Annotated in this window: 13 protein-coding genes, 2 tRNA genes and 1 riboswitch; of the genes, 12 read left to right on the forward strand and 3 right to left on the reverse strand. The window is 73.0% G+C overall.

Annotated features, from left to right (window positions below; translation table 11 throughout):
- Window positions 1-174: 174 nt before the first annotated feature.
- From ehuB to VE546_RS14965, 5 genes are all read left to right on the forward strand, one after another.
- On the forward strand, window positions 175-1,020 hold the full coding sequence (gene ehuB / locus VE546_RS14945; protein WP_324922475.1) for an ectoine/hydroxyectoine ABC transporter substrate-binding protein EhuB: 846 nt from the start codon (window positions 175-177) through the stop codon (window positions 1,018-1,020).
- Entirely contained in the window at window positions 1,017-1,769 is a 753-nt protein-coding gene (gene ehuC / locus VE546_RS14950) for an ectoine/hydroxyectoine ABC transporter permease subunit EhuC (protein ID WP_324922440.1), read from the forward strand. The genes ehuB and ehuC overlap by 4 nt, the downstream gene beginning before the upstream one ends.
- Window positions 1,766-2,416 (forward strand): ectoine/hydroxyectoine ABC transporter permease subunit EhuD, encoded by a 651-nt coding sequence (gene ehuD, locus VE546_RS14955; protein ID WP_324922442.1) that lies wholly within the window; start codon window positions 1,766-1,768, stop codon window positions 2,414-2,416. The genes ehuC and ehuD overlap by 4 nt, the downstream gene beginning before the upstream one ends.
- The gene (gene ehuA / locus VE546_RS14960; RefSeq protein WP_324922444.1) at window positions 2,406-3,221 is read left to right on the forward strand and encodes an ectoine/hydroxyectoine ABC transporter ATP-binding protein EhuA; all 816 of its coding nucleotides are present in this window, start codon (window positions 2,406-2,408) and stop codon (window positions 3,219-3,221) included. Before ehuD ends, ehuA begins: the two co-directional genes overlap by 11 nt.
- Window positions 3,222-3,327: 106 nt before the next feature.
- Window positions 3,328-3,404 (forward strand) — tRNA-Lys (locus VE546_RS14965).
- A 92-nt stretch (window positions 3,405-3,496) separates the two neighbouring features.
- Here VE546_RS14965 and VE546_RS14970 read toward each other — a convergent pair.
- On the reverse strand, window positions 3,497-3,988 hold the full coding sequence (locus VE546_RS14970; RefSeq protein ID WP_324922446.1) for a phospholipase: 492 nt from the start codon (window positions 3,986-3,988) through the stop codon (window positions 3,497-3,499).
- A 272-nt stretch (window positions 3,989-4,260) separates the two neighbouring features.
- Window positions 4,261-4,854 (reverse strand): lytic polysaccharide monooxygenase auxiliary activity family 9 protein, encoded by a 594-nt coding sequence (locus tag VE546_RS14975; RefSeq protein WP_324922448.1) that lies wholly within the window; start codon window positions 4,852-4,854, stop codon window positions 4,261-4,263.
- Between the two features lie 648 nt (window positions 4,855-5,502).
- Here VE546_RS14975 and VE546_RS14980 point away from each other — a divergent pair.
- The 5 genes from VE546_RS14980 to VE546_RS15000 all read left to right on the forward strand — a co-directional run bounded on the left by VE546_RS14980 (window position 5,503) and on the right by VE546_RS15000 (window position 11,897).
- Window positions 5,503-6,756, forward strand: coding sequence for a glycosyltransferase (locus VE546_RS14980; protein WP_324922450.1), 1,254 nt, complete (start codon window positions 5,503-5,505; stop codon window positions 6,754-6,756).
- A 172-nt stretch (window positions 6,757-6,928) separates the two neighbouring features.
- Window positions 6,929-8,551: an ArnT family glycosyltransferase gene (locus VE546_RS14985; protein ID WP_324922452.1), complete on the forward strand. Its 1,623-nt coding sequence runs from the start codon at window positions 6,929-6,931 to the stop codon at window positions 8,549-8,551.
- On the forward strand, window positions 8,548-9,168 hold the full coding sequence (locus VE546_RS14990) for a GtrA family protein (protein ID WP_324922453.1): 621 nt from the start codon (window positions 8,548-8,550) through the stop codon (window positions 9,166-9,168). Before VE546_RS14985 ends, VE546_RS14990 begins: the two co-directional genes overlap by 4 nt.
- 1 nt (window position 9,169) lies before the next feature.
- On the forward strand, window positions 9,170-11,713 hold the full coding sequence (locus VE546_RS14995; protein WP_324922455.1) for a galactose oxidase-like domain-containing protein: 2,544 nt from the start codon (window positions 9,170-9,172) through the stop codon (window positions 11,711-11,713).
- Between the two features lie 110 nt (window positions 11,714-11,823).
- Window positions 11,824-11,897 (forward strand) — tRNA-Lys (locus VE546_RS15000).
- 89 nt (window positions 11,898-11,986) lie between these two features.
- Here the strand turns inward: VE546_RS15000 and VE546_RS15005 are convergent.
- A complete protein-coding gene (locus VE546_RS15005) occupies window positions 11,987-12,139 on the reverse strand; it encodes a hypothetical protein (protein WP_324922457.1) in 153 nt (50 codons plus the stop codon).
- Between the two features lie 287 nt (window positions 12,140-12,426).
- Window positions 12,427-12,548, forward strand: a riboswitch (cobalamin riboswitch).
- 34 nt (window positions 12,549-12,582) lie between these two features.
- Here VE546_RS15005 and VE546_RS15010 point away from each other — a divergent pair.
- Together VE546_RS15010 and VE546_RS15015 are read left to right on the forward strand one after the other, a co-directional pair.
- Window positions 12,583-12,804, forward strand: coding sequence for a hypothetical protein (locus VE546_RS15010; RefSeq protein WP_324922459.1), 222 nt, complete (start codon window positions 12,583-12,585; stop codon window positions 12,802-12,804).
- A 16-nt stretch (window positions 12,805-12,820) separates the two neighbouring features.
- The gene (locus VE546_RS15015) at window positions 12,821-13,609 is read left to right on the forward strand and encodes a CbtA family protein (RefSeq protein ID WP_414720485.1); all 789 of its coding nucleotides are present in this window, start codon (window positions 12,821-12,823) and stop codon (window positions 13,607-13,609) included.
- Window positions 13,610-13,639 lie beyond the last annotated feature (30 nt).

The following is a 13,639-nucleotide window of genomic DNA, read 5'->3' on the forward strand; positions in this document are numbered from 1 at the left end:
CAACATCCCGATCAAGGGCCGGAAACGACGGGAATACCCTTCGGGAACCCGGGTAGTGGCGCGCCCATGGCTCCACCGCATAGGCACCGAACAGGGAGAACAGACACCGAAGCGACCCCCGGGAACAGGAGAAGACCCGCCGGAGGGATAAACCGCCGCGCGCTGCTCGCGGGCCTGGCCGCCCTCGGAGCGGCGGGCGCGGCGGGCACCGCCGGATGCAGCCGGGTGCCCGCCACCGGCGAGGGGGGCGAGGGCCTGCTGGAGCGGCTGCGCGCCCAGGGAACCGTGCGCGTGGGCATCGCGGGCGAGGTCCCCTACGGCTACATCGACAAGAACGGCGAATTGACCGGCGAGGCGCCGGAGATCGCGAAGGTCGTCTTCAAGCGGCTGGGAGTGGAGAACGTCGTCCCGGTGCCGACCGAGTTCGGCTCCCTGATTCCGGGACTGCGCTCGCAGCAGTTCGATGTGGTCTCCGCGGGCATGTACATCACCCCGGAGCGCTGCGAGCAGGTGATCTTCTCGGATCCCGAGTACATCATGCTCGACTCCTTCATCGTCCCCAAAGGCAATCCGAAAGGGCTGCGCGGCTACCGGGACATCGTCGAGAAGGGCGCCCGGATGGCCAGCGGCACCGCGTACGCCCAAATCGACTACGCGGTCGCGAACGGGATCGCCCGGGACGACATCCTCATCCTGCCCGACCAGGTCGCCGGGCTGGCGGCCGTCGAGCAGGGCCGGGTGGACGTGTTCGCCGGCACCTCGCTGACCGTCCGCCAGGTGGTGGAGGGCAGCGACCGGGCCGAGGCCACCGAGCCCTTCCAGCCCGTCGTGGACGGCGAGCCGGCGATCGGCGCCGGCGGCTTCGCGTTCCGCCCGACCGCGACGGACCTGCGCGACGCGTTCAACAGGGAGCTGCGCAGGCTCAAGGCCGACGGCGAGCTGCTGGAGATCGTCAGGCCCTTCGGCTTCACCGAGACCGAGATGACCGATCTGACCGCGAAGGAGCTGTGCGCGTCATGACCTGGGCCCTGTGGGAGTCCTACATGCTGCCCGGCATCTGGACCACCGTGCAGGTGACGGTGTACAGCGCGGCGCTGGCGGCCGTGGTCGCCTTCGCGGTCGGCGTCATGCGCACCTCCCGCCAGCGGATCGTGCGCTTCCTGTCCGGCGCCTACTTCGAGGTCTTCCGCGGCGCATCGGCGCTGGTGTTCATGTTCTGGCTGTTCTTCGCGCTGCCCATCGCCTTCGGCTGGCAGCTCGTCCCCCTGTGGGCGGGCGTGCTGGCGCTGGGCCTGACCTACGGGGCGTACGGCTCGGAGGTCGTGCGCGGCGCGCTGGCCGCGGTCTCCCCCGCCCAGCGCGAGGCGGGGATCGCCCTGAGCTTCACCCGCCGGCAGCGGCTGTGGCGCATCGAACTGCCGCAGGCGTGGCCCGAGATGGTGCCGCCGTTCAACAACCTCTCCATCGAACTGCTGAAGGGCACCGCCCTGGTCTCCGTGATCAGCGTCGCCGACATGACCTTCGCGGCCAACCTCATCCGCTTCACCACCAACGAGAGCGCCCCCATCTACACGCTCCTGCTGCTGATGTACTTCGTGCTCGCCTTCGTCATCACCCGTCTCATGCGCGTGGTCGAGCGGCGGGCCAAGGCCGGGATCGGGCAGGCCAGGCCGCCCCGCAGCGGCCTGCCGGGCGGCGCGGCGCCGCGCCGCCGGCCGTCGGCCGCCGACCCCGTCACCGGGACCGCCGGCCCGGGAGGTGCGCGGTGAACTGGGACTGGGACGTCGTCGCCGACTTCCTGCCGCGCTTCTGGGACGGGGTGCTCGTCAGCCTCCAGGCCCTGGTGCTCGGCAGTCTGCTGGCCTTCGCCCTCGGTCTGGTGTGGGCCGTCGCACAGCGCTCGCCGCGGGCGTGGCTCCGGGTGCCGGTGACCGCGGTCACCGAGTTCGTCCGCAACACGCCGCTGCTGGTGCAGCTCTTCTTCCTCTTCTACGTGGTGCCCGAGTGGGGACCGGCCATGACCCCGCTGGTGACGGGCGTGCTCGGCCTCGGCCTGCACTACTCGACGTACACCGCCGAGGTCTACCGGGCGGGCATCGACGGGGTGCCCCAGGGCCAGTGGGAGGCGGCCACCGCGCTCAGCCTGCCGCCGGTCCGCACCTGGACGGCGGTGATCCTGCCGCAGGCGATCCGCCGCGTGGTGCCCGCGCTGGGCAACTACGTCATCGCCATGCTGAAGGACTCGCCGCTGATCGCGATCATCGGCGCCCTGGAGATGCTCGGCGAGGCGCGCGCCTACGGCTCCGAGACCTTCCGCTTCCTGGAGCCGATCACCGTCGTCGGTCTCGCCTTCATCGTCATCGCCTATCCGGCCTCCCTCCTCATCCGATCCCTGGAGCGTCGTCTTGTCCGCTGACCCCACCCACGACAACGCCGCCGACACCACCGCCGCGGACGGCCGCGAACTGATCCGCTTCGACAAGGTCACCAAGCGCTTCGGCGACCACGTGGTCCTGGACCGGCTGGAGTTCAGCGTCTCCGCGGGCAGGCACGTCACCCTCATCGGCCCCTCCGGATCGGGCAAGACCACGATCCTGCGGCTGCTGATGACGCTGCTGAGGCCCGACGAGGGCACCATCACGGTCGACGGCGACTGCCTCACCCACGAGATGCGGGGCGGCAGGCTCGTCCCCGCGGGCGAGAAGCACGTCCGCAGGGTGCGCAAGAAGATCGGCATGGTGTTCCAGCAGTTCAACCTCTTCCCCAACATGAAGGTGCTGCGGAACGTCACCGAGGCGCCCGTCCACGTCCTGGGCCTGAGCAAGGACGAGGCCGAGCAGCGGGCGCGGGACCTGCTGGAGATGGTGGGGCTGACCGAGCACCTCGACAAGTACCCCTCGCAGCTCTCCGGCGGCCAGCAGCAGCGCGTGGCCATCGCCCGCGCGCTGGCCATGCGGCCCAAGGTGCTGCTGCTGGACGAGGTGACCTCGGCGCTCGACCCCGAACTGGTCGCCGGGGTGCTGGACGTCCTGCGGGACGTCGCGCGCACCACCGACGTCACCATGCTCGTCGTCACCCACGAGATGACCTTCGCCCGTGACATCTCCGACGAGGTGCTGATGTTCAACGAGGGCAGGGTGATCGAGTCCGGTCCGCCGGAGAAGATCTTCAACGCCCCGGACCACGAGCGCACCCGGGAGTTCCTGGGCTCGATCCTCTGACCGCGGCCGGCCGGTCCCGGAGGGTGCGCGAGCACCCTCCGGGACCGGGTAGGATGTCGTTCCGACGGCAGGCCCCGGCACGAACCGGGCGCACCGCCGTCGACGGGCGCCGCTAGCTCAGTTGGTTAGAGCAGCTGACTCTTAATCAGCGGGTCCGGGGTTCGAGTCCCTGGCGGCGTACCAGCGAACGCAAGGCCCCTCGCGCGAGCGGGGGGCCTTACGTCTGTCCGCCCGCCGGGACGCCGGGGAATCGGGGGGCCGGGAGGCCGGGAACGTCAGGACCGCGTGTCGCGCGAGCCGTCCACGGCCGGGGTGTTCCCGAACGTGGCGACGGCCTGGTAGTAGACCCATGCGGTGCTGTCGCAGGACGTCTTGGTGGCGCCGGTGTAGCGGGCGCACACCCGCTTGAGGTCGGCGTAGAAGGCGCTGTCCAGGCGGCTCTTGTTGGCGGCGAAGGTGCCGATGGCCTTGTAGTTGCGGTAGCCGAAGTCGTGGCGCGCGCAGGCGGTCTGGAAGGGGAAGCCGAAGGGGTTGTCGGGCGAGGTGCTGCAGTAGTCGGTGGACCAGTCGAAGCCGTAGGCGCTCCAGGCCCCCTGGTTGTTCCTGGCGGACAGCCAGGCGTTGTAGCTGCTCTCGCTGGTCTGGGTCCAGCTACTGAGCACCTGGGGCTTGTCGGCGGGCGCCGCCGAGGCGGTGCCCGCCAGGCCGAGCACGGCGGGCAGAGAGAGGGCGGCGGCGGCCAGGGACACGACGGATCTGCGGCGCATCGGAACCTCCGGGAGCGGGTGCGGGACCGCCTCGCCGGGGTGCAGCGAGGCGGTGTGATCTCTGCGGCAGAGGTAATCACCCGCGCTCGCTGGTTGTCATGTACTGATCCAGCCATGAAGCGGATTTCCGGCCGCCGTTGGCTGAATTTCTACCTTCGACAAGAGGGACATGCGCCCCACGGCGCCCCGGAGCACACCAAAGGGGGCGGGCCCCGAAGGACCCGCCCCCTCCCGCTCCGGAGCGCGGTGTCGGGCGCGCTCCGGAGCGAAGCTCAGAACTTGACGTCGGAGCAGGCGTAGAACGCGTTGGCCGTGTCGTGGACGGTCCAGACGGCCAGGATCACGTGCCGTCCGGACTTGCCGGCCGGGACGGTGCCCTGGTGGCTCTCGGTGTAGGCCGGCTGGCGGCCGTCCATGTGCACCGTCAGGAACGGCTGCGTCTCCAGGGCGGACCGGGTGAGCGGCTTGGTCGGGTCCCAGCCGTTCCTGGTGATGTAGTACTTGAAGTCGGTCGTGCGGTGCGGAGCCGTCATCTTCCAGGTGAAGGTGAGGTTCTGCCCGGGGGTGAGCTGGGTGGCGGGCCAGGTGCCGCCGCGCGGGTCGTCCAACTGGGCGAAGCGGGAGTTGCCGCCCGAGCAGAGCTGGCCGTCGGCCGGGCCGGCGGCCGGGAAGCCCTTGGGGCCCTCGACGCTCTGGGGCTCCCACTGGATGGAGCCGCAGTTGGCCACGGTGCCGTTGGCACAGTACGCCTGCCGGCTCATCGGGGACTGGGTGTAGCCGTGTCCCTGGGCGCTGCCGCCGGTCGCGAGCACGGTCGTCGCGGCCACGCCGAAGCCGACCAGGGCGGTGGCGATCTTCTTGCGCATCCTTACGCTCCTGAACGTGGGGGGTCCTGAGGCCCTACTTGGGGGGTGGGCACGAAAGGAACTGCGGTCTAGACCAAGAAAGACCGTAGCCCTTCCTTTTAGTCATGTCCAGACCAATGGAGAGCTGACTTTCCCGCCACGGCGCGCCCCGCGGCGCCCCGGCGACCCCGGCGCGGACACGCCGGCCGGACGGCCGCCCCGGTCACCACCGGCGCGCCTCCGGGGCGGACCACGCACCGGTTCGCGACCGGCCCGTCCGACGCCCGCCCGGCGCCGGGGTACGCAGACGTCGCGGTCGGCCCGGCCACCGGACGCCTCAGCAGGACGGCGTATCCGCGGACGCCGAAAGCCGACGGGGAGGCCTTGCGCCCGGCCGGACCCGGCCGGTCACCGGACGAACGGGGACCGCAGAGCGGTACGCACGCCGCCGCGGGCCGTCCGCCGGCGCGCCTCCCCTCCTGCCGGTCCGTCACCTCCCCCGCCGGGCCGGTGCATGCGTCGGCACGCACGGCCGAAACGTTCATTCTTCGGACATCAGTGCCATATTGACGCGTCTTACGTCCCGTCACTAGTTTTCTACGCATTGTCCGGTGGGAGAGGGGGTCCCGGAGCGGGGCACCGCCGGACGCGTCTGGGGGGACGTATTCCGTGTTGTCAGCTGTCCTGGTGACGGCGTCATGCGTGCTGCTCGTGGCCGCCGCACTCCAGTTGTGGTGGATGATGCACGCCTGGCGAACGCCCGACACCCTGCGCCGAACCACCTTCCGCGAGCCCGACGGGGCCCATCACCACTTCTTCTCGCTGCTCGTACCGGCCCGCCACGAGGAGCGGGTGCTCGGCCACACCGTCGAGCAGATGCTGCGCTGCGAGCACCCCAACTTCGAGATCATCCTCATCGTCGGCCACGACGACCCCGGCACCGCGGCCATCGCCCACCGGCTCGCCGCGGACCACCCCGACCGGGTCCGGGTGGTCGTCGACACCCACGAGGCGAAGAACAAACCGCGCGCGATGAACACCGCCCTCCCCCACTGCCGCGGTGACATCGTGGGCGTCTTCGACGCCGAGGACATCGTCCACCCCGAACTGCTCACCCACGTGGACGCCGCCTTCCGCAGCACCGGCGCCGACGTGGTCCAGGCGGGCGTGCAGCTGATCAACTACGAGAGCAGCTGGTACAGCGTCCGCAACTGCCTGGAGTACTTCTTCTGGTTCCGCAGCCGGCTGCACCTGCACGCCGCCAAGGGCTTCATCCCGCTCGGCGGCAACACCGTCTTCGTCCGCACCGAGCTGCTGCGCGCCACCGGGGGCTGGGACGGGGACTGCCTGGCCGAGGACTGCGACCTGGGCGTGCGGCTGTCCAGCAACGGCGCGCGGACGGTGGTCGCGTACGAGGCCGGGCTGGTCACCCGCGAGGAGACCCCGGACTCGCTCGGCGGCCTGTTCAAACAGCGCACCCGCTGGAACCAGGGCTTCCTGCAGGTGCTGCGCAAGGGCGAGTGGCGGCGGCTGCCCTGGCGGCAGCGGATGCTGGCCCGCTTCACGCTGTGGACGCCGTTCTTCCAGGCGTTCACCGGGCTGATGACCGCCATCGGCCTCCTCATCGCCCTCGTCGGCGGAATCCCGCTGCCCATCTCGCTCTTCGCCTGGCTGCCGGTGCTGCCCATGGGGGTCATGCTCGTCTTCGAGTGCGTGGGTCTGCACGACTTCGGCCGGCAGTACGGGTTCCGCGTCGGGCCGGTCCACTACGTCAGGCTGGTCGCCGGAACGCCCCTCTACCACCTGGTCCTGGCCGCCGCCGCGGCCCGGGCGGTGTGGCGCGAGTACACCGGCCGCACCGACTGGGAACTGACCCGGCACGTGGGGGCCCACCTCGGCCGGGACGAACGCGTCCCCGTCTGAGCCCGGTTCCGCATCCGGCCCCGGACCCGGCAGCGTCCGGCCCGGGGCGGGCCCGACGCCGTGCCCGCCCCGTCACCGCAGGTCACCAGCCGTCACGTCCGCGTCCACGCCGGGCTCCCGCGCGCCCGCGCCGCCGCGCGCCCTCTGACACCGCCGTTCACAGGAGCGCCCCGTGTCCGTACTCCAGCAGATACCCGACGACACCCTCACCGCCCGGCCCGTCCCGCGCGGCGCCCCCGCGGACGGCGGCATCCGCGCGCCCTCCCGCCGGCGGCGCGCCGACCTCGTGCTCGCCCTCGTGCTCACCGGCCTGGTCACGGCCGTCCAGGCGTGGAACCTGGACGGCTTCCCCGGCGTCGGCGACGACGAGGGCACCTACCTCGCCCAGGCGTGGGCCGTGCGCAGCGGCGAGGGCCTGGCCCACTACACGTACTGGTACGACCACCCGCCCGTCGGCTGGCTCCAGCTCGCCACCCTCACCTGGCTCCCCGAACTGCTGCTGCCCGGCCTGTCCTCGGTCGCCGCGGGCCGCGTGGTGATGCTGGTCCCGGCGGCGGCGAGCTGCCTGCTGATCCTCGTCCTGTGCCGCCGGCTGGGGATGCGCCGCTGGACGGCCGCCCTGGCCCTGCTGCTCTTCGGCCTCTCCCCGCTGTCGGTCACCCTGCACCGGCAGGTCTACCTGGACAACATCGCCGTCCCCTGGATGCTCGCCGCCTTCGTGCTGGCGCTCTCGCCCCGCCGCCACCTGTGGCACCACATCGCGGCGGGCGCCTGCGCCTCGGTGTCGGTGCTGTCGAAGGAGACGATGCTCCTGGTCCTGCCCGCCCTGCTGTACGCGCTGCACCGGGGCAGCCACCGCACCACCCGCACCTTCTCCTTCGCCGGGACGATCACCGCGTTCACGCTGACCGCGGTGGTCTACCCGCTGTACGCGCTGCTGCGCGGCGAACTGCTGCCCGGCGAGGGCCACGTCTCGCTGTGGGACGGCGTCGTCTTCCAGCTCGCCGGCCGCGAGGGCTCGGGCGCCGTCTGGCAGGAAGGCACCGGAGCGCGGCAGGCCCTCGTGCAGTGGCTGGACGCCGACCCCGTCCTGCCGGTGGCGGGCTGCGCGGCGGCGGTGCTCGCGCTGGCCGTGGCCCGGCTCAGGCCGGCCGCGGTCGCGGTGCTGCTGATGGTCGTGGTCGCCCTGCGGCCCGACGGCTACCTGCCGCAGATGTACGTCATCCAGCTCCTGCCGTTCCTCGCCGTCTGCCTGGCCGGGGTGGCCGACGCCGGGGCGCGCCTGGCCACCGGGCCCGCGGCCGGCGCCCGTCCGCCGCTGCGCCTGGCCGCCGGGCTGGCGCCGGCGGTGCTGGTGGCGGCGGCCTGCGCGCTGCTGGTCGCGCCGCGCTGGCACGACGGCGACCGGGTGGCCGTCACGGCCCGCGGCAACGGCGCGTACGAGCAAGCCGCGCGGTGGCTGCGCACCTCCCTGCCCGGCGACACCCCCGCCGAGCGGGCGCGGCAGCGGATCGTCGTGGACGACACGCTCTGGCTGGACGCGGTGCGGGGCGGCGCCGAGCCGGGGCTGGGCGCCATCTGGTTCTACAAGGTGGACCTCGACCCGGCCGTCACCAGGACCCTGCCCCGCGGCCACCGCGACCTGGACTACATCGTCTCCTCGCCGATCATCCGCGCCGACCGCAACGACCTGCCCATCGTCCGCGCGGCACTGCGGAACTCCACGGTGGTGGAGGTCTTCGGCTCCGGCGGCGACCGCATCGAGATCCGCCGGATCGGAGGCAGCCGCCCATGAACCGTGCCCCCTCGCCGGAGGCCCTGGACGCGTCCGGAACGTCCGGGCCGCCCGGCCCGCCGCCCGTGCCCCGCCCGCCCCGCCCGGCCGGGTCGCCGGGGCCTCCGGGACCTTCAGGCCCGGCCCGGACGCGCACCGCCGCGTGGCTGCGGTCGGCGCGGGGCCGCGCCGTCGGGTTCGGGGTCATCGGCCTGTCCGGGTTCCTGCCCAACCTCGGGGTGCTGTGGCTGCTCACCGCGCCCGCCGGGATGCACGCGGCACCCGCCGTCGTCCTGGCCAACCAGGCCGGAATCCTGTGGAACTTCCTCCTCACCGACCGGCTGCTGTACGGCGGCGCGCCCGCGGTCCCGCGCCGTCCCGCCGGGCTGCGGCTGGTGTCGTACGCCGGGGTCAACAACGCCGACCTGCTGGCCCGCGTGCCGCTGACCGCCTGGCTGGTGTCCGGCCTCGGCTGGCCCGCCGTACCCGTGACGGGAGCGCTGCTGCTCGCCTTCGCCGCGGCGCGCTTCCTGCTCGTGGACCGCCTCCTGTACCGCGCCCACCGGCCGCGATCCCGTCGGCCGGCGCCCCACCGAACCGATTCGGAGCCGACACGGCCCGAGGAGCCGAGGAGCTGACATGAGTGCCCGAGCCCGTCCCCGCCCCCTTGCCCGCCCTCCCGCCCGGACCCCTGCCCGGACCCGCCGCCGCAGCCGCGCCGGACGGCTGCGGCGGACCGCCGCCGTCCCCCTGCTGGTGGTGTCGGCGCTGCTGACGACCGGGCTGTCCCTCGGGCCGGCCGCCGCCGGCCCCCCGCCCGGCGGGACGAACCTGCTGGCCAACCCCGGCTTCGAGACACCGGACGGCGGCGGCTTCGCCGACTGCTGGCAGCGGGCCGGCTGGGGGGAGAGCACCGCCGAGTACACCGTCACCGCCGACGCGCACGGCGGTGAGCGCGCGGCGCGGCTGACCGTCACCGGCTGGCGCAGCGGGGACCGCAAGATCATGGTCAAGGAGACCGCGGCGTGCGCCCCCCGGGTCGAGGCGGGCGCGCAGTACGACCTGGCGGTCCACTACACCTCCACCACCGACAACACCGTCTTCACCGCCTTCCGGCACGACCCCGAGCACGGCTGGACGTACTGGACGGACCTCAAGACGCTGCCCGCCACCGGCACCTACACCCGCGCCGAGGTGCGCACCCCGCAGATCCCCGAGGGCACCGACCGGATCGCCTGGGGCGTCACCGTCTACGGCGGGAACGGCACCCTCACCCTCGACGACGCCGAGATGACCGCCGTCGAGGTCGAGCAGCCCGACCCGGCCTGCGTGCCCGGCGCGCCCTGCCCCAAGGGGAGCTGGGAGGTGCGGCAGATGGACGCCGCGGCGCGCGCCATGCACTTCGTCCAGCTCCACAACGGCAAGGTGCTGATGATCGCGGGCTCGGGCAACGACCCGGACCGCTTCGCCGCGGGCACCTTCACCTCCCACCTGTACGACCCGGCCACCGGGCGGATGACGGACGTGGACACGCCCGTGGACCTGTTCTGCGCCGGGCACGTGCACCTCGGGGACGGCCGGGTGCTGGTGATGGGCGGCAACCTGTCCTATCCGGCCGCCGACGGCTCGCACGGCTACAGGGGCCTGAAGAACTCCTACGTCTTCGACCCGGCCACCAACGAGTACACCCGGGTGAACGACATGAACACCGGGCACTGGTACCCGTCGGCGACCGTGCTGGGCAACGGCGACGTGCTCTCGCTCGGCGGCCTGGACGAGAAGTCCGAGGGCACGGTCACCGTGGAGTACTTCTCCGACGACCGGCAGCGCTGGCTGGGCCTGAACGAGATCCGGCAGACCTGGTCGTTCTGGGGCCTGTACCCCTCGATGATCCTGCTCCAGGACGGCCGGCTCTTCTACAGCGGCAGCCACGTCTTCGGCAACGGCCTGCCCGGGACGGGCGCCTCGCTGTACGACTACGGCGCCGGGACCATCACCGACGTGCCCGGCCTGCGCCGCAAGGACGAGCGCGACCAGTCGATGAGCGTCCTGCTGCCCCCGGCCCAGCGGCAGCGGGTGGCGACCTTCGGCGGCGGCAACGTCGACAGCAACCCCGCCGCCCACCGGCTCACCGACATCATCGACCTGAGCGTGCCCGCCCCGGCCTACGCCCCCGGCCCCGACCTGCCGCAGGGCCACTACGCCGACGGCACCCCGCAGGCCGGCGGCGAGGGCAAGATGTACGTCTCGACGGTGATCCTGCCGGACGGCACCGTGCTGGAGACCGGCGGCGCCCTGCACAACCGGGCCGAGCCGGTGTTCGAGGCGTCGATCTTCGACCCGGCGACGGACACCTTCACCGAGGTCGCCCCGGACCCCGAGCCGCGCGGCTACCACTCCGGCTCGCTGCTGCTGCCCGACGGCCGGGTGCTGAGCTACGGCGACAACCCGGGCGACGGCAGCTACGCCACCACCCTCTCGCTGTACTCGCCGCCGTACCTGTCCAAGGGGCCGCGCCCGGCGATCTCCCCCCTGGCCTCCCAGGAGTGGACGTACGGCACCGAGAACCGGATCACCGTCTCCGGCGGCGGGCAGATCACCAAGGCCGCGCTGATCCGGCCCGAGGCGGTCACCCACTCCTCCGACCCCAACCAGCGCTACGTCGACCTGCCGATGACGGTGCACGGCGAGGACCCCGGCGGCACCACCGAGATCGGCCTGAACCTGACCGACAACCCGAACCTGGCGCCGCCCGGCTGGTACATGCTCTTCGTCACCGACGCCAACGGCGTGCCGTCGGTCGCCCGGTGGGTGAAGGTCGGGGGCGAGGAGCAGGCCGCCCGGACGCTGCGGGCCGGACCTCCGCCCGACGCGGCCGCCGGGCACGCCGAGAACGCCGGGAAGGGGAAGGACGGACGGGAGCGGGGCCCGCTCGGTCCGCGCAAGCCGGCCAGGGACGTCGCCGCCTGGGCGGACGGCTGCGACCGTTCCTACGGCGATCCCGCGCAGTGCCTGCCGCGCGTCTTCCCCGGGGAGGCCGGGAGCCCCGCCGACAAGTGCCGGTGGCTGGACGGCCAGGGCTGGCAGCCCTTCGCCGTCCACGGCCGGGACCGTCACCGGCTGGACACCAACCGTGACGGAACCGCCTGCGGGCGCGGCGACCGGGGAGGCGCCATCGGCTAGGCCGCCCGGCCCGCGGCGGCGGTGGACGGAGCACCCCGCGGCGTCGGGTATGCTGGTTCCCGCAGGTCGGCACGGATCGCGCACGACAGCGCGGATCGTCGCCCCTGCGGGCGCCGCTAGCTCAGTTGGTTAGAGCAGCTGACTCTTAATCAGCGGGTCCGGGGTTCGAGTCCCTGGCGGCGTACCCGTCCGATCCGGGCCCCACCGTGGAAGCGGTGGGGCCCGGACGCGTTTCCCGGGCGGTGCGCCCGGCGCGTCCGGTCCCGCCGGGGTTCAGTCGATGCCCCGGCAGATGTGCGGCTCGCCCTCGTCGTCGTCGCCGTCCCCAGCGAGGCGCAGCAGCGGGGGCGATGAGAGCGACAGTTCGTCGAGGACCCGCCCCGTGGCGGACTGTTCGTCGATCTCCGGTTCGGCTGTGTCATACATGGCGGACGACGGCCTCCGTGTGCTGGGGGATTGGGTGTCCGGGTACCGCGTCCGCAGTCCTTCAATCCCGGGCGGGCGGGACGGTGACCGGTTCCGCCGCGAGCTTCACCCTCACGGCCGCGGTGTGAGGACCACGACACCGTCTTCCGTCGTCGCGGTCTTCCGCCCGCGGGGGACACCGGGAGGACACCGGGAAAACGGGCCCCTGGGTCCGCGCGCTCCACCGCCTCGGCGGCACGGCCCTCATTGACAGGTTCCGGGTGACCTGCCAGCCTCCGTTCGGCACATCTTCATAACGAGGCGACGGTGCGCAGGAACCCGGTGCGAGTCCGGGACGGTCCCGCCACTGTGACCCGCGGCCGCGAGGCCGCGCGGGAGTCAGGAACTGACCCGTCGCTTCTCCCGTCGATGGGGCGTGGAAACCCCAGGAGGAGGAACCGCGGATGTCTTCGCACACCGCCGACACCCCGACCGCCGAGGTCGCGGTCGCCGACGTCACGGGCCGGGCCCGGGACTGGATGATCGCCGGCGCCGCGGCGCTCGTCGCGCTCGTCGCCCTCTACGCCGTCTTCATGGACAACGGCCAGCTCATCGCCGCGACCGGCGAGTACCTGCACGAGTTCTCGCACGACGGACGGCACCTGTTCGGTGCCCCCTGCCACTGACCGGGCGCGGCGCACCATGACCGCGGTGTCTTCCGGAACCCACGCGTCCGCCGCGGCCCGGGCGTCCGGCCGTCCCGTGCTGCCCCTGCTCCGGCGGGGGCTGGCCGCGGGCGGCCTGGCGGGGCTGGCCGGCGGGCTGTTCTCCCTCCTGCTGGCCGAGCCCCTGATGGACCGGGCGATCCGCCAGGAGGAGGAACGCGAACACGCCCACGCGGCAGCGGGCGTGACCCACCATCACGAGGAGTTGTTCTCCCGGGGCACCCAGCACTTCGGGCTGGTGGTGACCGCGGTGGTCGTCGGGCTGGCGCTGGGGGTGTTCTTCGCCATCGCCTACGCCCTGGTCCACCGCGCCACCGCCCTGACCGACCGCGACCGCCCCTGGCCGCGTGCCGTGCTCCTGGCGGCGGCGGGCTTCACGGCCCTGTCCCTGCTGCCCGGACTGCGCTACCCGGCCAATCCGCCGGGCGTCGGCGACGGCGGGACCGTCCGGGAACGCCAGGTGCTGTGGCTGGCCGCACTGGTCATCGGCGTGCTGGGCGTGCTGCTCGCCTGGCAGCTCCACCGGCTGCTCGCCGGCCGTGCCGCGCCGGTGCGCCACCTGGCCGCGGCCGGGGCGCTGGTGGCCACGCTGGCGGCGCTGTTCCTGCTGCCGGGCAATCCGGACCCGGTGCCGGTGGACGCGCAGTTGCTGTGGGACTTCCGGATGCTCTCGCTGGCCTCCCACGCCGTGCTGTGGGCGGCGCTCGGCGTCGCCTTCGGCTGGCTCGGCCTGCGCGCCGCGCGCCCGCGCGGCACCCCGGCCTGACCGTACGGCCCGGGCCGTACGGTCAGGCCG

Origin of the sequence: Streptomyces sp., from assembly GCF_035644915.1 — a bacterium.
Lineage (GTDB): Bacteria > Actinomycetota > Actinomycetes > Streptomycetales > Streptomycetaceae > Streptomyces.

What these genes read in the sequence shown, in the direction of transcription:
- ehuC (WP_324922440.1), top strand. Translation starts at nt 1,017, where the DNA reads ATGACCTGGGCCCTGTGGGAGTCCTACATGCTGCCCGGCATCTGGACC.
- VE546_RS14970 (WP_324922446.1), bottom strand. Translation starts at nt 3,988, where the DNA reads ATGCGCCGCAGATCCGTCGTGTCCCTGGCCGCCGCCGCCCTCTCTCTG.
- VE546_RS14975 (WP_324922448.1), bottom strand. Translation starts at nt 4,854, where the DNA reads ATGCGCAAGAAGATCGCCACCGCCCTGGTCGGCTTCGGCGTGGCCGCG.
- VE546_RS15010 (WP_324922459.1), top strand. Translation starts at nt 12,583, where the DNA reads ATGTCTTCGCACACCGCCGACACCCCGACCGCCGAGGTCGCGGTCGCC.
- VE546_RS15015 (WP_414720485.1), top strand. Translation starts at nt 12,821, where the DNA reads ATGACCGCGGTGTCTTCCGGAACCCACGCGTCCGCCGCGGCCCGGGCG.
- VE546_RS15005 (WP_324922457.1), bottom strand. Translation starts at nt 12,139, where the DNA reads ATGTATGACACAGCCGAACCGGAGATCGACGAACAGTCCGCCACGGGG.
- VE546_RS14990 (WP_324922453.1), top strand. Translation starts at nt 8,548, where the DNA reads ATGAACCGTGCCCCCTCGCCGGAGGCCCTGGACGCGTCCGGAACGTCC.
- VE546_RS14995 (WP_324922455.1), top strand. Translation starts at nt 9,170, where the DNA reads ATGAGTGCCCGAGCCCGTCCCCGCCCCCTTGCCCGCCCTCCCGCCCGG.